The following is a 19,715-nucleotide window of genomic DNA, read 5'->3' as shown; positions in this document are numbered from 1 at the left end:
TAATACCCTTATGTTATCTAAAATTTGTAAAGCAATAAAACGCCTATTACGAAGAGAAGATAAATTTGTAGGAAGAGATGAAAATGGAAATTCTTACTATGAATCAAGTAAAGGAAAAAGGTGGGTTATGTATAGCAGTGTTTCTGAGCCTACAACAGTGCCTCCGGAATGGCATATATGGCTTCACTATACTGATAATGTAGTAACAGTTAATAATAAAAAAAGAAAAGTAAAACATACTCCTAATTTAACGGGTACAAAAGATGCATACTATCCAAACCAAAAAGTGAAAAATTACTATAAAAGCTGGAGTCCTGATAACTAAAGATGCGAAGGTCAAATATACTTGAAATAACCGCTGGATTATTTGTATTAATTTTTACTATTTTTCTGATTTTCTTTGCTATTGATAAGCTATCTTACATAAAGAAAAACTATAAGGATTGCTATAAAATATATGGTCTTTTTGCTAACGCTAACGGTATAGGAGTTGGTGATAGTGTCAAGATCTCTGGTGTAGATGTTGGAAGCATAACTGGTGTATCACTTGACAAAGCTACCTACGTAGCACGAATCGATATGTGTATAAGCAAAGACATAAAATTGCCAATTGATAGTTCAGCTCTGATCACTAGCAGTGGAGTTGTTGGCAGTAAATTTGTTAATATATCACCTGGATCAGATATTAAACTAATCTTGCATGGTGGTAAAATAGAGTATACTCAAGCTGAAGCAAATATGGGTGGAATAATGGACAGAATTCTTGGTATGTTTACAAAGTGAAAATGGCAGGATTCCAAGTATATCCGTTCAGGTAAAGCCTCCTGTAGTTCTAAAGTATTTAAGGAGTTTGCCTTATTTCTTGCCTTTTCTACCGCTTGCTTTGGGGTTTATAGTATAGAAAGTGCCTTAACAGTTGCAGTGCATGTCTATTAATGATAAAATGAAGATTAATTCATTTTGATATTATGATTGGTTTACTGTTTGCCGTACTATTGTTCCTCTGTGGTAGTGATGCACTTGCAAAACAAGAGCCACGTTCAATAGCTGGAGATAATCACATAAAGGTAATAAATTATAACCCACAGGCTATACATAAGTATACGGGTTTTTATGGTTATCAGTCCAGTATATTGTTTGAACCAGGGGAAGTAATACAAAACCTTTCAATGGGTGATTCAACTGGTTGGCAACTCCTTCCTCAAGGTAACAGATTGTTTATTAAGCCTATAGATGATATTGCCGATACTAACGCAACTATAATTACCAATAAAAGAGTTTATTACTTTGAACTTCATGCTGAAGAAGCAACTGGACTAGATGATCCAAGATTAGCATATGAAGTAAGGTTTCTTTATCCACTATTTAGCAGTGATGAGATTTACACAACAAATAACGGTGATATCCTCGAACAAGCTAGTCATACCATTATTCCTGATATAAACGATATTGAAGTTGTAAAGAAGGGTTTAAATTTTAATTATTCCATCTCGCACGTTAAAGGCAGTCAGTCAATAATACCAATCAAGGTTTTTGATGATGGAAAATTTACATATCTACAATTCAATAAAATAAACTCTGATTTCCCGGCAGTTTTTATGGTTGATTCTGCAGGATATGAGTCTTTAGTAAATTTCCGTACAGTTGACAACTATCTGATAATCGAAAGGGTAAGTTCAGTGTTTACCTTAAGGAATGGATCGAGTACAGTTTGCCTATTTAATGAAAACATGCCTTTCAAAAAAGGTAAGTGATTACTATCTAAAGGCTATAATGCCCGAGATATGGGTGCAAAGTTTTTTCTATGATGTTCTGTAATTCCATAAAGGCCAATAGCGTTAAGGTGCTCTTTTGTCCCATATCCTTTATTTTTATACCAATTATATTCAGGATGCTTATTGTGCAATTCTTGCATAAGCCGATCTCTCGTAACTTTTGCAACGATTGAAGCTGCTGCAATTGATGTACTCAAATTATCACCATTTACTATGGATTTCACTTGCCATTTCACTTCAGGTGGTTGATTACCATCAACTAGCACATAATCTAACTCTAGGTCCAAGTCTATCAACGCACGTTTCATTGAAAGTTTTGTTGCTTGCAAGATATTGTATGAATTTATTTCTTCTACGCTTGCCATTCCTATACCAAATTTTGCAACGGATATTATTTTTTCATATAGGACTTGCCTACATTGAGGAGTCAACTTTTTCGAGTCGTTGATTCCATCAATAATTGTATTTCTATCAATAAACACTACGGCTGCGGATATTACTGGACCAGCTAGCGGACCTCTTCCAACTTCATCCACTCCTGCTATCACTCCTGATAATTTATTTTCTAATGTAAAGTCTGGGTATTTCATAGGTTTTTATAATAAGAAAGTTATAGTAAAAACTGAACAGATAATAGAAATTATCCAAAATTTCATAACGATTGCATTTTCTGACCATCCCTTCTTCTCAAAGTGATGATGTATTGGTGCCATAAGAAAAACTCTTTTTCCTTCTCCATACTTAAACTTTGTATATTTAAAATATGATATCTGAATAATAACAGATAGAGTCTCTATTACAAAGATTATTCCAATAATGGCAAAAAGCATTTCTCTTTTAATTAGGACACTAGTTAACCCTAAAGCCGCACCTACCGACAAGCTACCAACATCACCCATAAATATTTTTGCTGGATGTGTGTTAAACCACAAGAAACTTAGAATAGCTCCTATAAATGCAATGCAGAATAAAGTAATATTCATATCTGCCTGAGTTATATATGCAATTAGCCCCAAAAAAGCAAAGGAAGTGATAACTTGAGTTGCAGCAAGGCCATCCAAACCATCTGTGAGATTCACAGCATTAGAAGAGCCGACAATTACAAACGCAGTAAACGGAACATATAGATAGCCAAAATCTATTATTACTCCTTTAAATAGGGATGTTTTTGTAAAACCTTCAGCAGAGTATAGCTTAAGTATAAACACACCAACCAGAGCAACAATAAACTGAATAAGTATTTTGGTTTTTGCACTTAAACCTCGATAGTGATTTGTCTTCAATTTTAAATAATCATCAATAAATCCAAGTAGAGCAAAAAATAGAGTTATCAATATCAGCAGCAAGATTTCTGGTGTTAACTGAGCCCAGAGTAAAATTGGTAATAAAGAAGAAATCAGTATTATTATTCCGCCCATAGGTGGTACATTCTTTTTTGTTATTAAATGACTTTCTGGTCCACATGATCTAATTGGTTGCCCATCTTTGCTTATTTTTTTTAGAAGCTTTATAAAATAGGGAAAAAGAATAAACCCAAAAACAAATGAGGTAAAAAATACTTTTGTAGCTAAGATCATCTGCTTACTTAAATTGACTAAGTGTCATACCACCTATAGCTAATAAAGTCAACTTCTGTCATCCTATAGCCTGACCCACAACTGTACGAACATTGTGATTTGGGCCCATCAGTAGGGTGTCATCCCAGTCTGGAATCCACAACTGTACGAACGTTGTAGTTTGAACCACCAGTGGGGTGTCATCCCATTGCCCAGACACTGGTTCTATGCAACTTAATTAAAAACGTTTGTTTTAGTGTAAGACAATTACCTTTAGCTTATCAGCTCAGTTATAAGCAAAATTTCTGGATTCCAGACAGGAATGACACCATTTGCTGTCAATTTACCTTCAAAAATGAATGTTCGTACAGTTGTGAACCTGTGGCAGGTATTACATAAGAGCATTTCCCTCTTCTAAATTAAAACGCACTTTTGCCTCCTTTGCAGTCTATACTTTAGATGTATTTAATTTACAAATACTAATTATTTATTAATAATGGTGATATGTAAATATAGTTATAAAATAATTGTTACACTTGAATTCCTTCCTGGTTTCTGTTGTTATCAGAACATTTAAAACACTTTAAGAAAGCTGCTTAGTTAAATTAACTTAGACAAGTAAATAGCAGTTTTGCAGCCTGTTTTTATGAATGATGATAAAATGTTGTAGCCAAATGCGCTTTCAGCATTGTGCTGAATTGCAATATCTTTGTGCTCTAACTCCTCGTCGCGAAATTTACTTATAGTTTCTCTTAATTCCCCATCTTCTAAATGTGAAACTTGCTCTTTGTAGTGCTCCCCGATAACTTCTTCAACTGCAGCAGTGCAAGCCATAGCAGCTTTTTTGCCCATAATGGCAGTTGCAACGCCAAGCGACACTCCTAAAACACGCCAAACAGGCAACAAAACAGTAGGACGAACTTTTTGCTCTTTGATTTTCTCATTAAAATAGTGAAAATGCTTTTTTTCCTGCTCTTCCATTTCAATTATTTCATTGATTATAGAAGATTTCTTAAGAATAAATTTTTGACCAGAATAAATGCAAATAGCTCCATATTCTCCAGCGTGATCTACTCTAATTGCCTGTTGCAAGAACTGATTGTTGCTGTACCTTAAATTATTTAGATTTCTTTCTTTCTCCACAATACACCTTACCTGATACGAACAGAGCTACTATGAGATAAATTAGATTCCATGTTGCTAAGGAAACACCTAGAACGTAATGAGGTCTGTCACAAGATGGAGAGTAATTAGGATTTAGTAGATTATTTCTGAGCTCTTCTATACTAACGTTACCACTTGCTTGCTCTGTACAACCTAAAACATCATGAAATAAGTGGAGTTCAAGACCTACATGATAAAAAGATATTACTGCACCTATGAGGTAGCTGCAAAACATTGCATAGATTAGAATTTTGTTGTCTTTAAGCATGCACGCTACTGCAAGTAATCCGGCGATATAGTAAACTATTCGCTCGTATGTACATAACTTGCATGGCAGCATGTTGAAAAAGTATTCTAGCACATATGCAAAAATTAGAGCAGCGGCACTCGACAGCAGAAAGATTGCAGGAATTCTGGAATTATTACACATAACTTTAAGTAAATTATCCCTGAAAGTATAAAGCAGAGTATTCATTTTACATAGGGATTTTTATTTTTTTTCAAAAGCAATCTAACTGGCACACCGTCTGCAAAGAAATTTTTTCTGAGATCGTTAATTAAATAGCGTTTGTAACTTTCATCAACACTTTCAGGTATGTTACATATCAAAGAAAAAGCTGGAGGTTTAGTACCAATTTGAGCGATATACTTCATTTTAACTGCTTTGCCTTTTACAAGAGGGTGAGAATGTTTTCCTACAGCATCTATGAGCCACTTATTCAGTTTTGCAGTGCTGATCTTCTTGTTCAAGGATTCACTCACTTCAAGACACTTATCTATCACATCACCGCAGCGCATGCCTTTTAACGCAGAAATTGTTATAGTTGGCACTTCCAAGAATAACCTGGTTACTTCCTGTTGTTTGACAAATTTTATTAACCTGCTTCTGTCATCCTTACCTATTAAATCCCACTTATTTAAAACAACAATAATCCCTTTCCCTCCCTTAATTGCAGCTTCACCAATTGATAAATCCTGCTGCTCAATACCAACTAGGGAGTCTAGCATTAAAACTACCACATGAGAGCGCTTGATTGATTCCATGCTTTTCTCAACAAATCTTGATTCTAAGCCATCTACAACATTCGCCTTTCTGCGGATTCCAGCAGTGTCAATTAGAGTAATTAACTCTCCATCATGATCATATGTAATATCCACAGAATCACGTGTGGTACCTGGCTCTGAACTTGTTATTAGTCTGTTTTCTGTAAGTAGGCTGTTTAAAAAAGTTGACTTGCCTACGTTTGGGCGACCGATTATCGAAATTCTTAATTTACCGGACTCATTAGAGCTCTTATTGTCATCCCAGTGCTTGACACTGGGATCCATACTATTTTTTTTCTGGATTCCAGTGTCAAGCACTGGGATGACAACGAAAGGAGGACTATTTGCACTGATATTTTCAATAACACTAGCCAACGCATCATAAAGATCAACCATACCAAGATTATGTTCGGCAGAGATATACACCGGGCCAAGAAAATCAAAAAACTGCAAATAATCAACATTTTCGGATTTATGACTCTCACATTTATTTGCTATGAGGATTACAGGTTTATTCATTTTTCTCTTCAGCCACTTTGCAAACTCTTTATTTCGCTCATTTTGCACTTTTGCGTCAACAAGAAAGAAAATTATGTTTGAACTGGATAAAGAAAACTCTATTTGCTCAATAACTTGCAGTGAAAAACTAGTTTGGTCGTTCCATCCTCCTGTATCTATAACTTTAAACTCCAAATCGCTAATTCTCCCTATTCCCTCACGTCTATCCCTCGTCACCCCTGGGATATTACTCACTACTGCTGCTTTTCTTCCCACTAATCTGTTGAATAGGGTCGATTTTCCAGCATTTGGTAGGCCTACTATGGCGATTTTTAGCATAATTTAAGGGCATCTTCTATGTAAAGTAGATTATAACCAAAATTTTTCAATTTAACTATTGACTTTATAACGCGAATTCTGGATTAAAGGAGAATAGAAAAGGCAGAAAACAGGGTAAACTCAGCAATTATAAAAAAATAGATGAGGTTACCCATGGAAGACATAACAAAACTGTTTTGTTTGGTCGATGATTTTTGCAGAGATATAGAGAAAAATTTTGCAGGCAAACTACTGCCAAATGGTAAAAAACCCACAAGAACAACGGAAATTGAGCACTCTGAAATCATGACAATAATCCTGCTATATCAACAATCTCCGTGTAAAAATTTCAAAACTTTCTATCTACATTACCTAACGTTGCTCTACAAATCAGAGTTTCCAAAGTTGCCTTCATATACCAGGTTTGTTGCTCTAAAGCCTAGGGTTTTGTGGCATTTAGCAATGTTGTTGCATTGGCTTTGTGGACAGTCAGAAAACACTGGAATTTCATATATAGACACAACTCCCATTGCAGTTTGTCATGCAAAAAGAATATCCAAAAACAAAGTTTTTGCTGGAATTGCAAAATTAAGCAAGAGTACTTACGGCTGGTTTTTTGGTTTCAAATTACATATGGTAATCAATGAAAATGGTGAAATTCATGCACTTACGCTAACAAAAGGCAATGTTGATGATAGGATACCTGTGCCAAATTTGACGGAAAAATTAACCGGCCTTTTGTTTGGTGACAAAGGTTATATTGCAAAAGAGCTTTTTCAGAAGCTGTTTGACCGAGGTTTGAAACTTGTTACCAAGGTGAAAAAAGGTATGAAAAATACATTAATTTCGCTAAATGAGAAGATTTTACTGAGAAAAAGGTCTATCATTGAGACTGTTTTTGGTTACCTAAAAAATAGACTAGAAATTGAACACACTCGCCATAGATCCCCTGTTGATTTCTTGGTTCATATCTTTTCTACTCTCATCTCCTATTCCATCAAATCCAAAAAGCCTTCTATTTCCTATACTTCCTTCCTTAATCCAGAATTTGCGTTATAAGTGGACCACAAGGAAAATAAGCAGTAGAGAATCAGCAAATAAAGAGCTACTCGCAGCTATTCAAAAAATATATCAAGTTTCTAAATGTAGATATGGAGCTCCTAAAATTCATGCTGAATTGAAGGCTTTGGGTAAAAGTTGCAATTTAAAAACGGTGCAAAGTATTATGCAGAAAAATGACATCAGGGCTATACTGAGAAGAAAGTTTAAAATTAAAAAACAACAAACAGATAATAGAGCTGTAGCTCCCAATATACTAGATCAAAACTTTATTGTTGATCAACCAAATAAAGTATGGGATTACTTACATCAAAACCAAGGAGGGATGGCTATATTTGGCAGCAATAATTCTCACGTATGGTAGTTAATGAGTAGTGCAATAAATAAACAATTGGTTATGAACTCTTTATTAATGGCCATTAATAGGCGTAAACCTGTTAAAAATCTACTGCTGCACAGTGACCAAGGTTCACAATATACTGCGCAAGGGTATCAATATCTCTTAGCTGTAAACAATATAGATGAGTAACAAAGGCTGTTGTTACGACAATTCTGTTGCAGAAAGCTTCTTTAGCTCATTGAAAAGAGAAATACTTATTGATACTTCACAACACTCTGCTCAACAAACTAGAACTGCAATATTTGAATACTTAGAAATTTTTTATAACAAACAACGTCACTATTAACTATTGCATTCCAGAACAATTTGATGCATCATTCTTTTTGTAAAAAACATTCCAAACTTTCTCTCCACTTTTTCTGGGTAAGGTCATATGTGTACATCCCCATCATGAATGCTATTTTCGGTAAAATCTCTTACAACGCTCAAAAGCAGAAAAACAAAAACTTGATTTTCTCAGCTAAATAGTGGACCATCAAAAGCACGCATAAATATCTACAATGAAAGAAAAAACTTTCACAATCATCGATGGCTATGGTTTTCTTTTCAGAGCTTACTATGTACTACCTCACTTAATTACCACAACAGGAATGCCAATAGGTGGTGTATATGGCTTTCTGAATATGATTCTTAAGTACATTGCCCATTCGGACTACTTAATTATAGCACTTGATGCAGGGAAAAAGAATTTTAGGCACAATTTATATTCTGAATACAAAGCAAACAGAGTAACGCCTCCTGAGGATCTCACTTCACAGTTTGCAATATTGAGAGAAGCGGTAGAAGCTTTTAACTTCAGCTATGAAGAAATTGAAGGTTATGAAGCAGATGACATAATCGCAACACTAGCTGCAAAATACGCCAACCACCAAGACTTTAAAGTGGTAGTCGTTTCATCAGATAAAGATTTGTTTCAACTCTTGAACCACAATGTTTTAATATTCGACCCCATTAAAAATATATACATAGATGAAAAACGAGTAGTAGAAAAATTTGGTGTAAACTCACACAAGCTTCTTGATTTATTTTCTCTAACTGGTGATGCATCTGATAACATTCCAGGCGTTCCAGGAATAGGCCCAAAAACTGCCACTAAATTATTAGATGAATTTGATTCATTGAATAATATTATAGAGAACATTGATAACATCGAGCAAACGAGGATTCGTAATATTCTTACCGAACATAAGGAAAAAGCACTAATTTCAAGAGAACTTTTATCACTATGCGAAAAAGTAGACCTTCAACATGATATTGCAAAATATGAAGTCCATTCTCCAAACATGGAGAAATTGTTATCCTTTTTAAAGAAGTATGAATTCAATTCCTTGATAGGGAAAGTGGAAAAGCTTTTTTCCTATAGTGGGTCTAGCACAGAAGAAAAAATAGAGTATAGTAGTGAAGAGTTAGAGAAATTTTTAGAGCACTGTAGATATGAAGGCAAAATTGCAATTCATTACCACCTTGAAAACAATGTATTAAGTCTATCTTATAGCGAAAGTAATATTTTTTATATAGAGCAAGACAGCATACAAGATGCACTCATTATAATTAACTTAACTTTGCTCTCAAATGGAGTGCTTAAAATAATACATAACATTAAAGAAATCAGGAAAATCTTCCCTACAGTAGAGAAGATGCTAGATTCAGTTGATGATTTGATGATAATGTCGTATAGCTTGGATACAGGAAAACACGATCACAGTATTCCAAACATAGTTGCGCATAATTTGAGTGAAAATGCAGAAATTTTCTCGGCAAAAACTTTAATAGCAATTCATGAAAAGCTAAAGCAAAGGTTATTTCAGGAAAAATTGTTCACAATTTACGAGCGCTTCGATAAGCCACTTATGAAAGTAATATTTGATATGGAGAAAAATGGGATATTACTGAACATACAAAAATTACAGGAGCTGTCCGATAAATTTCAGCAGGTAATTGCCGTGCTTGAAGATGAGATATATAATTTGGTAGGAGAAAGATTTAATATTGCTTCGCCAAAACAATTAAGTGATGTTTTATTCAACAAAATGGGGCTTAATAAAAAGAAAAGGTCAAAAAAATCTGGATCGTATAGCACCAATTATGAAGTTCTAGAGGCACTCGAAGAAGAAGGGGTAGAAATCGCAAGTAAAATCTTAAATTGGCGACATTTAAGTAAATTAAAAGGCACCTACACTGATGCATTAATAAAGCAAGTTGATTCACTTGATGGTAGAATACACACAAGCTTTTCAACGACTGCAACTGCAACTGGAAGGCTGAGCTCCAGCAATCCTAATTTACAGAATATTCCTATCAGAAGCGAAGAGGGAAATCTTATCAGACAAGCATTTATTGCGCCAAAAGGGCATAAGATAATTTCTGCTGACTATTCGCAAATAGAATTAAGACTCCTGGCACACGTTGCAAACGTTGCAGCATTTAAAGAAGCTTTTGCAAACGGACAAGATATTCATGAGATCACCGCAAGGCAAGTTTTTGGAGTGCAAGAAATAGATGAGCAATTAAGACGCAAAGCAAAATCCATCAATTTTGGAATTATATATGGCATTAGCCCATTTGGTCTTGCAAAGCGGCTTGGAATTACCATTGCGGAAGCTGCTGAATACATTAATTACTATTTTTCCTGTTACCCAGAAATAAAGGCCTATATGGAAAAAGCAGTGTCTATCGCAAGATTGCATGGTTATGTAGAAACTTTGTTTGGCAGGAGATGCTTTGTAAGAGACATAAACAATACAATTCCTTATATAAGACAATTTGCAGAAAGGGCAGCAATAAACGCACCACTGCAAGGAACCGCTGCTGATATAATAAAACGTGCGACAATTCAGCTTTTTGACCAATTGAAAGTAGGTAAAATAATCCTCCAGGTTCACGATGAACTACTGGTTGAAGTAGAGGACGAAAAGGTACAAGAAACAGCAAAACTTATGAAAGATATAATGGAAAATGCAATAGAAATTTCTGTACCACTTGAAGTAGAAATAAAAGTTGGCGACAACTGGGGTCTAAATTCCCTTAATTATGACTTAAACATCGTGAATTCTAGGAGTATAAATCATTTGAACTAATACGGAAAATATGTTAGAATAGAACATAGCAAATGCAAATAGGTCAGCCATGACAGGCCCACAAGTAAAAAGTTCAAAACCTCCAAAGTTACCTACTCAGGTAACTAACAAAGATGAGAAAGTTTTTAAATTTGAAAAAGAGAAACATCAGTTAATCTATCGTACTTTCCTAGATATTTTTAAAAATCCAGAAAAACTAGAAGAGCAAACGAAACAGGAAATAGAAAAGAAGAAACAGAAATTGAAAGAAAAACAAAAATTACAGAGTGATCTGAAGTCATTAAAGGAACGGTTACCTCGATTACAGGATGAAAATGAAAAGAAAATTTTTACTTTTATATCAAAAAATCATGAAGGTATATTCAAGAATATTAATCAAGAAGATATAAAGTTACTAAGTGAAGAAAATTTTCTTCAGTTTTTAGTTTCCGTATCTAAAAAAATTAAAAAAGAAAATTTAGCTAATGAAGAGAATTTAGAAAATGGTAAAATAAAGCAAGTAGTAAATGATTGCATAGCTGATATACGTAAAACAGAAGCTAAAGATTCACTAATAAAGCTTCTCGGGTGGCCGTTTGGAATAAAGGTAGATCCTAAAAATATTTCCAGCTCTTTTATGAATGGGGTAAAAGAAAAAATACCATTCTTAGGTAAAGATGAAAAAGAAGAGGATGAACCACCACTCAGTGATGAAGAGATGGTAACAACGTTCTTACGTAAGATCTTTCTTCCTATTCTTTTTTCCATTGCTTCAATATCAATTTTTGGTCCTACTACACTTGCGGTAGTTGTTGCTGCTATTGGTGCAATATTTGCTATAAAAGGAGGAGTGGGAGTTCTTTTTTCAAATAACAAAAAAGGTACTTTGTATGACCCTAACTCACAAGATAAAAATGATACAGAAAAGAGAGAAAAACTGAATGGAAAAATTCTCGAGGGCATTGATGATATTTTAAAAACCCCAGTTACAGAAGTTGAGAAAGGCACCTCTGTTTCTGAACAAATTTCCCAAGGAAAAGAAAAGAGTGAACAACAGCCTGTTCCTGAGCAAATTTCCCAGGTAGGAAACGAAAAAAGTGAGCAGCACGATCAATCTTGGACAGGAAAGGAAAACAAACGAAGGGAAAAACCACAGAGCAGCAAAGGTAAGACTACTCAGGTTTGCCAAAAGTGAATTGTGTAAGAGATCTGCTATTATTCTATAGCACATACAACAGGAGTATGGTCAGACGGATTTTCTAGCTTACGCAATCTATCATCTATGTAGCATATTTCCAATTTATCTACAGCTTGTGGTGATAACAGCATATAATCTATTCGCATTCCTTGATTATTTCTGAGTGAATTGCCTTGATAATGCCACCAAGTGAATTGTTGCAAGTTTGGGTGAGATATTCTAAACGCATCTTTAAACCCAAGATTCAAGATCGCTCTTAATTTCTCACGTTCTCTTATATGAAAGCACACTTGGCCATTCAATAAGTTTGAATCAAAGACATCAATTTCATCAGGTGCAACATTATAATCGCCAGCTATAATAGTTAACTCTTCATTCTTTAACAAAGTGCTCATCCTTTCATATAGATTATCAAAAAACTTGAGTTTATATTCAAATGCTTGAGAGTCCGGGCTTTGACCGTTTGGAACGTATACACTTCCCACCCTTACCTTCTGATTATTGTGCTTTATTATGCACTCTATATAACGCGCTTCTTGATAACCTTCTACGATATCAATCTTAAACTTCTCCAGTATCGGATATTTAGATAAAACACAAACGCCATTTCTTGCAACTTGTCCATAGACAGCACATTCATATCCCAGCTTCTCTATCTCTGCATAAGGAAATTGCTCTTCCATACATTTTATCTCTTGCAGCAAAATTATATCTATCTGACTATCAACTATAAAACTACAAAGTTGGTTAACTCTTTTACGTATGGAGTTTACATTCCAAGTTGCAATCTTTAGCATCAACAATCCTTATTAATTATATCAATTAAACTCTCTCCAGTAGGCAACCTCGATGTTATAATTTTTTTCCATTTGATTAACTTTAAACTATCAGCAATGTTTTTACTCATGGTATATGCAACTGCATTATTCATCACATGAGATAGCCCACTTTTTAGAACTAATGAACAAAATATCCTTGCTGTCTGTGAGGAAAAAAAAGCAACACTATCAATTTTACCATCCAATAGTAAATTTTTACACCTATTAGTTAGATTCCTTTTTATAATTGTTTTATAGAGTACAACTTCTCTTACGTTAAAATCTTCTTCAGATAATCTCTTTTTTAGGTCACATGATACTTCTTGTCCCCTTATATACAAGAACTTTATTGCGTTTGAATAATGAGCTTTTATGAATGATATCAGACCATCAACGTTGCTGTCTGCTGAGATTATATCAGAAAATCCCAAATTTTTTGCAGCCTGCATGGTTGAATTACCAACTGTAATAATCGGAAAGTCATCCTCTTTGCATATTTGACTAAAAGCCTTTACACTGTTTTTACTTGTAGATATCACAACGTCAAATTCGTACGCAGATATATCAGGATTTAAGTACTTTATTGTGAATACTGGTTCTATAAAAACTTTGTATCCATACTTTCTCAATATATTTCTTGTATTGAACGAGTCCAATAAAGGCCTTGTTAATAAAATAGACTTCATTCTGATTTATTTCACTACTTACGCAAATTCTGGATTAAGGAAGGAAGTATAGGAAATAGAAGGCTTTTTGGATTTGATGGAATAGGAGATGAGAGTAGAAAAGATATGAACCAAGAAATCAACAGGGGATCTATGGCGAGTGTGTTCAATTTCTAGTCTATTTTTTAGGTAACCAAAAACAGTCTCAATGATAGACCTTTTTCTCAGTAAAATCTTCTCATTTAGCGAAATTAATGTATTTTTCATACCTTTTTTCACCTTGGTAACAAGTTTCAAACCTCGGTCAAACAGCTTCTGAAAAAGCTCTTTTGCAATATAACCTTTGTCACCAAACAAAAGGCCGGTTAATTTTTCCGTCAAATTTGGCACAGGTATCCTATCATCAACATTGCCTTTTGTTAGCGTAAGTGCATGAATTTCACCATTTTCATTGATTACCATATGTAATTTGAAACCAAAAAACCAGCCGTAAGTACTCTTGCTTAATTTTGCAATTCCAGCAAAAACTTTGTTTTTGGATATTCTTTTTGCATGACAAACTGCAATGGGAGTTGTGTCTATATATGAAATTCCAGTGTTTTCTGACTGTCCACAAAGCCAATGCAACAACATTGCTAAATGCCACAAAACCCTAGGCTTTAGAGCAACAAACCTGGTATATGAAGGCAACTTTGGAAACTCTGATTTGTAGAGCAACGTTAGGTAATGTAGATAGAAAGTTTTGAAATTTTTACACGGAGATTGTTGATATAGCAGGATTATTGTCATGATTTCAGAGTGCTCAATTTCCGTTGTTCTTGTGGGTTTTTTACCATTTGGCAGTAGTTTGCCTGCAAAATTTTCTCTATATCTCTGCAAAAATCATCGACCAAACAAAACAGTTTTGTTATATCTTCCATGGGTAACCTCATCTATTTTTTTATAATTGCTGAGTTTACCCTGTTTTCTGCCTTTTCTATTCTCCTTTAATCCAGAATTCGCGTTAATAGCAATTTAGTCGAAGCACGCTTGTCCCTCTGGGAGCAGACGGTTTTACCAACGCTAGAAAATATTATCTATCACCTGAATTCTTGGCTAACACCAAAATTTGGTGAAGATCTGTGCTTGTCGTACGACAAAGATGCAATAGAAATTCTCATGAAAAAAAGACAAAAGTTGTGGAAATACGTAGAAAACGCAAGCTTCATGACGCTCAACGAAAAGAGAGAAGCATTTGGCTTGCCACCACTGCCAGGTGGTGATGAGTTAGGTTAAGTTTGTATCCGTTCAGATGAGTTTATTGTCCCCTAAACCGTACACGTCTAACAAGCTACCGCTAGAGCTTGTGAAAAATTCTCTATTTTTATTCCCTCTAATTTACTGGATAAGTTGTCTACAAACAAATCTGATTTAGTGCAGATCTGCTCTATTTTCTCAGAAGATAAAGAGGAATCTAATTAATTCGCTATACCAAACAGTCCATTTAAAACTACTCCAGCACCATATGGTACATATGACACAACGTACATAGCACTTGACGTAAAATCTAGTAAGTTCTGAGAAGAAGTGGTAATTTTATACCCTACTGTGTTTTTATCTTCTCCTTTGCATTTTTTAAGCACTTTTGATGCACTATGGGGAATATAAGACATACCAACTACACCATATAAAGCCCCATTTAAGGCGTATGATACAACTACCGTTGTTGCTGATAGCGCTTTAGCTCCATATTTTGCAGTATAAAGCAATGGCTTAAGGGCATAAGAAATAGTTTTACCTTGTGATTCAGATTCAAGCAACGAATTTAGTTCTTCTTGTGTTGCTGCACATTCAAAAAATTCTTCCTCATCAATTTCTGCAAGATCGATCTCTTCAAAACCCTCATCAATATCTACAGGAGCCACTGTTTCTTTTATAGGGCTAACTTCTACATCACTTCCAACAATACTTGGATTATTAGAACTTCTGCCAAAAAGATTCGAAAGCATGCTAAACATTTTTTTTACCTACAACTTAACGCTCATATCAGTATATTAACCTAATATTAACCAGGTGTCAAGCACATATGACTCTTATAAACAGATGTTAGTAAATTAACTATTTTTCTTGCCAACCAGAGCGATGAAGATTTGGTCTACATCAAAACTCATCTTAGGACGCCAAATAGGGCCATCCAAATGCATATCGATATAGATTGGATTACTATAATTTGGTGGTATGAAAAAGAACCTGAATATAGAATTTAAAGCGAAGTTAGATAAGGTTAAATTAGAAGAGATTGATCCTGATGCTTGATCAATCCCGAACTGTAAACTAGTTGAACATATACCACTCTTAATACTTGCTTTTCCGCTAATATTTTCAAAAAATGTTTTACCGTTATATATATCAATATAAGCAAGTGTGGAAATTTCAGATTTATTCTTACTGCTTAACAAATTAGTGATAAATGAATTGAAATCTACATTAGTAACTTCTATTCCTTGCGCTTGTAAGTTTACATCTCCTGATAAGTTACTAGCCCAATCATGGAAACTTTTTCCTTGAGTTTTGATTTCACCATTTAAGCTTACCTGACCATTTACATTGTCAATTCCTATAACCTTACCAATCTTTTTAGTGTCCAAATTTACAATAGAAAACCTTGTATTCATTGAGCCTGATCTTAAATAACCCTGAAAAAACACTTGCCTGCGTTCTAATACGTAACTTGCCTGCCTGATAGTGATAGTGTTGTTTCTTATTACCGCATCCAAATTAAAATCTTTCAAAACATTATGCTCGGTTTTAAATTCTGCAGTATTGATTTGCACATTTGCATCAAAGCCTTCTTTGTCATCCAAAAAATCAATCTGCTTTGTTGACCATTGAATTTGATCTATCTCATTTCTTGAATTTCTTTTCGTCTCTACTAAATTCGGTAATGTAATAATTTTTCCATTAAATTTACTGCCCGTAAGGTTAACATCTAATAAAGGTTTGGCGTATTTTTGATCTGCTAATATTTTTGCATTACCGGTAATATCGAAATCTTCTCCAGATAGTTTTATTTTATCTGCAACTAGCTTACCTTTTTCCATTTTTAGCAAAAAATCCAAATTTTTAATTTTCGTATCATTCAATGTAAGGTTATTAACACGGGCCTTTATATTTGTATCATACTGAAAATTTTTCAGCCATTGCATTTTAGGTAAACTGCTAAATAATGAATGATCATATTTATCTGCATCAAGATTATGCATGCTAAATTCACCATCGATCACACTGCGTTTTTTTGTGTGGCTTACTCTAATTGATCCTTGCAAGGATTCCTTATTATTTAGCAGTCTAATGTCTGAGATAGATAATATTCTTGGTGCAAGGTGCAGTTTAGAACTTAGTGTAAATTGATTTTTCTGGTTTTCTTTCATCTTTATAGAAGGGAAAAAACATGAAATGAATGACTCAAAATCATTTCCTTCGACTAATAAATCACCGTTGAATTCAGATAGGACATTATTGTTTGAGATCTCTCCTGATAAATAAGATATATTATTGATTCCAGGAAATTTAAGAAGCGTATTAACTTTTACTTTGCCATCAGTGGATTTTAGTACAGCACGGAAATTGTCCAATATTTTGTTTTGATATTGAATGTTAGAAGCTTCCATATTAAAATTTAAGCTCAAGTTCTTTGGCACAACTGCTCTAAAACATTCCAGAAGGTCTTTTATATTCGTTGTTCTTTGTGAATCATTTTGTATGGAATCTAAGTCAACTTTACTGAAGCTAATATTGAGATTAGTGTGATTGCCTTTTCTATCGTTTTGTATTGTACCACTGGCTTGCATGCTTTTGGAATCAATTTTTAAGTCAGTTACCGTAAACTCACTTTCATTAAGATTTATATTGGATGATATCTTGATATTTTCGCTAGGAATAACACAAGAGAAAAAGCTAAGATTAATGATTTTTGCTAAATCACTCACAGAACCGAAACTATTATTAATCGTTAGTGTTAAATTACCCTGGAGTTCTTCTTGATTTCTGTTACCTGTAAATAGCAAATTTACAAAATTTGATTCAACACTAATGTGTACATTCCTTTTTGTGATATTAACCTTTCCTGAAAAATCGTAATTATTATCACCTACCTTTACTTTACCAGAGAATTGCCTATTTTTTTTTACAGCAACCTCCTTTATATTAACAATGCTGCTATAATTAGCGAAATCATTCTTAAAACTTACTTGGCTGTCTTTTATTACTATATCGACTGTGTTACCACTGGCTTTTGTATTTATAATATTAATTAAATTTTCTTTATTGCTTTCCATGCCAAACAATGTGATTGACTTTGGTTGCAACGAAAATAAAAACAACGATAGGAGTGACGGTTTTACCTCAATTTTTCTTACACTAATTAAATCTGACAACTTTTGCTCTTTATTTTCGTTGTATTGTATATACACATTATAAATAGTGAGCTTTGGGGTAATCAATGAAACTTTGATTTTTCCTCCAATATGCACTTTAGCATCATACGTCTTCTCCAACTCTTTTATAACATATCCCTTGTAGCCACTCCAATCCTTAAAAGTTGCAGTAACATGCATGAGAATTAATAGCAGCGAGATTGATAATATAGCATATAAAGAAAGTCTCATAATTTACACATGTTTAAAATTCCCTATAAATGTTAGGTAAAGAGTACCAAAATAAACAATAACACTCAAAGCTATTAAAGTTGTTAAATAAACAATACGAGCTAACATTTTATCAAAAAATAATCCTGCCAACAAAGAATTAAAAATATAAAGAGCTATTGACATGACTACCGTTGCTACAAAAATTTTCATGATATTTAACAATAACGCTTGGCTAACCTTATACATTTTATTTATTGTTAAATAACTAATTAATAGAATAGAATTTATCCAAGTGGAAACGGAAGTAGCAATAGCAATCCCCGTATGCTGATACTCGTTCATTAACAAAAGGTTTAGCACTACATTAATTCCAAGGCACATTAGTGAAAACATAGTTGGTATTTTCAGATTGTCTTTAGCAAAAAATGTAGGTAGCAATACTTTATTTATAATAAATGCAGGTAAAGAAAAAGAAAATGCTATTAAAGTGGGAACAGTTTGCTGCACTGCATAATGATCAAACCGGCCGTAAGAAAAAAGCGTAAGTAAAATTATGTCGGGAATAATGATAAAGGCAGCAGTTGTTGGCATAATTAACATTAATCCTATGTTGAGAGCCTTGCTTTGTATTTTGACTATATTTTCAGTATTATTCACCTGTTTTGAAATTAAAGGAAGAAGCACTGTACCAATTGCAGTACCGATTATTCCCTGCGGTAGTTGATTTAGTCTATCGGCATAATATATATAGGACACCGCATTTGGTATAAAACTCGCCATGATTGTGTCAATCCATACACTTATTTGTATTACACAATTGTTGATAGTTGCAGGTATTACACGCTTAAAAAACAACCTTACTTCATTGCTTAATTCAAGGCTAAAAGAAAAAGCTGCCTTTAACTTGTATGCACTAAACAGTATCAGAAGTAACTGTAAAATCCCTCCGATTAGCACAGCTATAGAAAGGTTGTGCGCTGAGGTTTTTATATAAGGCACAAATAAACTGATGATTAAACAGAGATTCAAAACGATTGGTGCAATAGCTGTTGAAGCGAAATGCTGCTTTACTTGCAGCATTCCACCAATTAGTGATGCAATTGACACAAAAATTATGTAGGGCATCATAATTCTTGATAAAGTAACAGTAAGGGTAAACTTACTTTGGTCAAATCCAGGAGCAAAAATTTGAATCATATAAGGAGAGAAAGTTTGCATGATAAGGCAAAAAATTACTAAGATAATAAACGTAATGGATATTACACCACTTGCAAAATTAAATGCCTTCTTATTATCATGTGATTCTGTTGAATATAACGGTATAAAGGACGTGGTAAATGCTCCCTCTGCAAAAAATGCGCGAAATAGATTGGCAAAGCGAAACGAAGAAAAAAATATGTCTGCAAGAGAGTTTGCACCAATAACCGTAGCAATCAATACATCTCTTATTAACCCTGAGATCCTTGAAATAGCTGTAAAAAAACTAAATGTGAAAATACTTTTAAACATACCACTACTTCATTAGTATCAATACAA

General features: G+C 34.0%; 16 protein-coding genes and 3 pseudogenes. 8 read left to right on the top strand and 11 right to left on the bottom strand.

Annotated elements, in window-relative coordinates:
• Positions 1-10 precede the first annotated feature (10 nt).
• The 3 genes from OPR17_RS01125 (at position 11) to virB9 (ending at position 1,754) form a co-directional block, all read left to right on the top strand.
• Positions 11-325: an NADH-ubiquinone oxidoreductase subunit NDUFA12 family protein gene (locus OPR17_RS01125; RefSeq protein ID WP_265021809.1), complete on the top strand. Its 315-nt coding sequence runs from the start codon at positions 11-13 to the stop codon at positions 323-325.
• A gap of 2 nt (positions 326-327) precedes the next feature.
• The gene (gene mlaD / locus OPR17_RS01120; protein ID WP_007548591.1) at positions 328-783 is read left to right on the top strand and encodes an outer membrane lipid asymmetry maintenance protein MlaD; all 456 of its coding nucleotides are present in this window, start codon (positions 328-330) and stop codon (positions 781-783) included.
• A gap of 185 nt (positions 784-968) precedes the next feature.
• Positions 969-1,754 carry a P-type conjugative transfer protein VirB9 gene (gene virB9 / locus OPR17_RS01115; RefSeq protein WP_064125428.1) on the top strand — a complete coding sequence of 262 codons (786 nt, stop codon included), beginning with the start codon at positions 969-971 and terminating at the stop codon, positions 1,752-1,754.
• Between the two features lie 14 nt (positions 1,755-1,768).
• Here virB9 and OPR17_RS01110 read toward each other — a convergent pair whose 3' ends face one another.
• The 5 genes from OPR17_RS01110 to der all read right to left on the bottom strand — a co-directional run bounded on the left by OPR17_RS01110 (position 1,769) and on the right by der (position 6,376).
• On the bottom strand, positions 1,769-2,365 hold the full coding sequence (locus tag OPR17_RS01110; RefSeq protein WP_015589381.1) for a ribonuclease HII: 597 nt from the start codon (positions 2,363-2,365) through the stop codon (positions 1,769-1,771).
• Between the two features lie 6 nt (positions 2,366-2,371).
• Positions 2,372-3,352 (bottom strand): phospho-N-acetylmuramoyl-pentapeptide-transferase, encoded by a 981-nt coding sequence (mraY, locus tag OPR17_RS01105; protein ID WP_265021808.1) that lies wholly within the window; start codon positions 3,350-3,352, stop codon positions 2,372-2,374.
• Positions 3,353-3,931: 579 nt separating this feature from the next.
• Positions 3,932-4,474, bottom strand: a complete 543-nt coding sequence (locus OPR17_RS01100; protein WP_006279362.1) for a demethoxyubiquinone hydroxylase family protein — start codon at positions 4,472-4,474, stop codon at positions 3,932-3,934.
• Positions 4,449-4,970 carry a disulfide bond formation protein B gene (locus OPR17_RS01095; protein ID WP_065094847.1) on the bottom strand — a complete coding sequence of 174 codons (522 nt, stop codon included), beginning with the start codon at positions 4,968-4,970 and terminating at the stop codon, positions 4,449-4,451. The genes OPR17_RS01100 and OPR17_RS01095 overlap by 26 nt, the downstream gene beginning before the upstream one ends.
• Positions 4,967-6,376, bottom strand: coding sequence for a ribosome biogenesis GTPase Der (der, locus tag OPR17_RS01090; protein WP_265021807.1), 1,410 nt, complete (start codon positions 6,374-6,376; stop codon positions 4,967-4,969). The genes OPR17_RS01095 and der overlap by 4 nt, the downstream gene beginning before the upstream one ends.
• A 153-nt stretch (positions 6,377-6,529) precedes the next feature.
• Between der and OPR17_RS01085 the strand changes: the two genes are divergently transcribed.
• The 4 genes and pseudogenes from OPR17_RS01085 (at position 6,530) to OPR17_RS01065 (ending at position 12,065) form a co-directional block, all read left to right on the top strand.
• Complete coding sequence (locus tag OPR17_RS01085; protein ID WP_265021329.1) at positions 6,530-7,414, top strand: IS982 family transposase; 885 nt, start codon at positions 6,530-6,532, stop codon at positions 7,412-7,414.
• A pseudogene (locus OPR17_RS07570) lies at positions 7,410-8,143 on the top strand (IS3 family transposase); the annotation flags it as partial. The gene OPR17_RS01085 and the pseudogene OPR17_RS07570, both read left to right, overlap by 5 nt.
• Before the next feature lie 171 nt (positions 8,144-8,314).
• Entirely contained in the window at positions 8,315-10,891 is a 2,577-nt protein-coding gene (gene polA / locus OPR17_RS01070; protein WP_265021409.1) for a DNA polymerase I, read from the top strand.
• A 49-nt stretch (positions 10,892-10,940) separates the two neighbouring features.
• Complete coding sequence (locus tag OPR17_RS01065; RefSeq protein WP_406828476.1) at positions 10,941-12,065, top strand: hypothetical protein; 1,125 nt, start codon at positions 10,941-10,943, stop codon at positions 12,063-12,065.
• 20 nt (positions 12,066-12,085) lie between these two features.
• Here the strand turns inward: OPR17_RS01065 and OPR17_RS01060 are convergent, their stop codons facing one another.
• From OPR17_RS01060 to OPR17_RS01050, 3 genes and pseudogenes are all read right to left on the bottom strand, one after another.
• Positions 12,086-12,865: an exodeoxyribonuclease III gene (locus OPR17_RS01060; protein WP_265021411.1), complete on the bottom strand. Its 780-nt coding sequence runs from the start codon at positions 12,863-12,865 to the stop codon at positions 12,086-12,088.
• A complete protein-coding gene (locus OPR17_RS01055; protein WP_182319620.1) occupies positions 12,865-13,572 on the bottom strand; it encodes a uroporphyrinogen-III synthase in 708 nt (235 codons plus the stop codon). Before OPR17_RS01055 ends, OPR17_RS01060 begins: the two co-directional genes overlap by 1 nt.
• A gap of 18 nt (positions 13,573-13,590) precedes the next feature.
• Positions 13,591-14,471 (bottom strand): annotated as a pseudogene (locus OPR17_RS01050) (IS982 family transposase).
• 88 nt (positions 14,472-14,559) lie between these two features.
• On the opposite strand from OPR17_RS01050, the pseudogene OPR17_RS01045 reads away from it, so the two are divergent.
• Positions 14,560-14,826: pseudogene (locus OPR17_RS01045) on the top strand (phage portal protein); the annotation flags it as partial.
• Positions 14,827-15,008: 182 nt separating this feature from the next.
• On the opposite strand, the gene OPR17_RS01040 reads toward OPR17_RS01045, so the two are convergent.
• The 3 genes from OPR17_RS01040 to murJ form a co-directional block, all read right to left on the bottom strand.
• Complete coding sequence (locus OPR17_RS01040; protein ID WP_265021805.1) at positions 15,009-15,548, bottom strand: hypothetical protein; 540 nt, start codon at positions 15,546-15,548, stop codon at positions 15,009-15,011.
• A 96-nt stretch (positions 15,549-15,644) separates the two neighbouring features.
• A complete protein-coding gene (locus OPR17_RS01035; protein WP_265021804.1) occupies positions 15,645-18,197 on the bottom strand; it encodes an AsmA-like C-terminal region-containing protein in 2,553 nt (850 codons plus the stop codon).
• A gap of 3 nt (positions 18,198-18,200) precedes the next feature.
• The gene (gene murJ, locus OPR17_RS01030) at positions 18,201-19,688 is read right to left on the bottom strand and encodes a murein biosynthesis integral membrane protein MurJ (protein WP_265021803.1); all 1,488 of its coding nucleotides are present in this window, start codon (positions 19,686-19,688) and stop codon (positions 18,201-18,203) included.
• Between the last annotated feature and the right edge of the window lie 27 nt (positions 19,689-19,715).

Source organism: Wolbachia endosymbiont (group A) of Icerya purchasi (assembly GCF_947251635.1).
Classification (GTDB): Bacteria; Pseudomonadota; Alphaproteobacteria; order Rickettsiales; family Anaplasmataceae; genus Wolbachia; species Wolbachia pipientis.
This window is presented reverse-complemented; position numbering and strand designations above follow the sequence as displayed.

Coding starts and splice junctions, on each gene's coding strand:
- OPR17_RS01125 (WP_265021809.1), top strand. CDS start 11: ATGTTATCTAAAATTTGTAAAGCAATAAAACGCCTATTACGAAGAGAA.
- mlaD (WP_007548591.1), top strand. CDS start 328: ATGCGAAGGTCAAATATACTTGAAATAACCGCTGGATTATTTGTATTA.
- virB9 (WP_064125428.1), top strand. CDS start 969: ATGATTGGTTTACTGTTTGCCGTACTATTGTTCCTCTGTGGTAGTGAT.
- OPR17_RS01110 (WP_015589381.1), bottom strand. CDS start 2,365: ATGAAATACCCAGACTTTACATTAGAAAATAAATTATCAGGAGTGATA.
- mraY (WP_265021808.1), bottom strand. CDS start 3,352: ATGATCTTAGCTACAAAAGTATTTTTTACCTCATTTGTTTTTGGGTTT.
- OPR17_RS01095 (WP_065094847.1), bottom strand. CDS start 4,970: ATGAATACTCTGCTTTATACTTTCAGGGATAATTTACTTAAAGTTATG.
- der (WP_265021807.1), bottom strand. CDS start 6,376: ATGCTAAAAATCGCCATAGTAGGCCTACCAAATGCTGGAAAATCGACC.
- OPR17_RS01085 (WP_265021329.1), top strand. CDS start 6,530: ATGGAAGACATAACAAAACTGTTTTGTTTGGTCGATGATTTTTGCAGA.
- polA (WP_265021409.1), top strand. CDS start 8,315: ATGAAAGAAAAAACTTTCACAATCATCGATGGCTATGGTTTTCTTTTC.
- OPR17_RS01065 (WP_406828476.1), top strand. CDS start 10,941: ATGACAGGCCCACAAGTAAAAAGTTCAAAACCTCCAAAGTTACCTACT.
- OPR17_RS01060 (WP_265021411.1), bottom strand. CDS start 12,865: ATGCTAAAGATTGCAACTTGGAATGTAAACTCCATACGTAAAAGAGTT.
- OPR17_RS01055 (WP_182319620.1), bottom strand. CDS start 13,572: ATGAAGTCTATTTTATTAACAAGGCCTTTATTGGACTCGTTCAATACA.
- OPR17_RS01040 (WP_265021805.1), bottom strand. CDS start 15,548: ATGTTTAGCATGCTTTCGAATCTTTTTGGCAGAAGTTCTAATAATCCA.
- OPR17_RS01035 (WP_265021804.1), bottom strand. CDS start 18,197: ATGAGACTTTCTTTATATGCTATATTATCAATCTCGCTGCTATTAATT.
- murJ (WP_265021803.1), bottom strand. CDS start 19,688: ATGTTTAAAAGTATTTTCACATTTAGTTTTTTTACAGCTATTTCAAGG.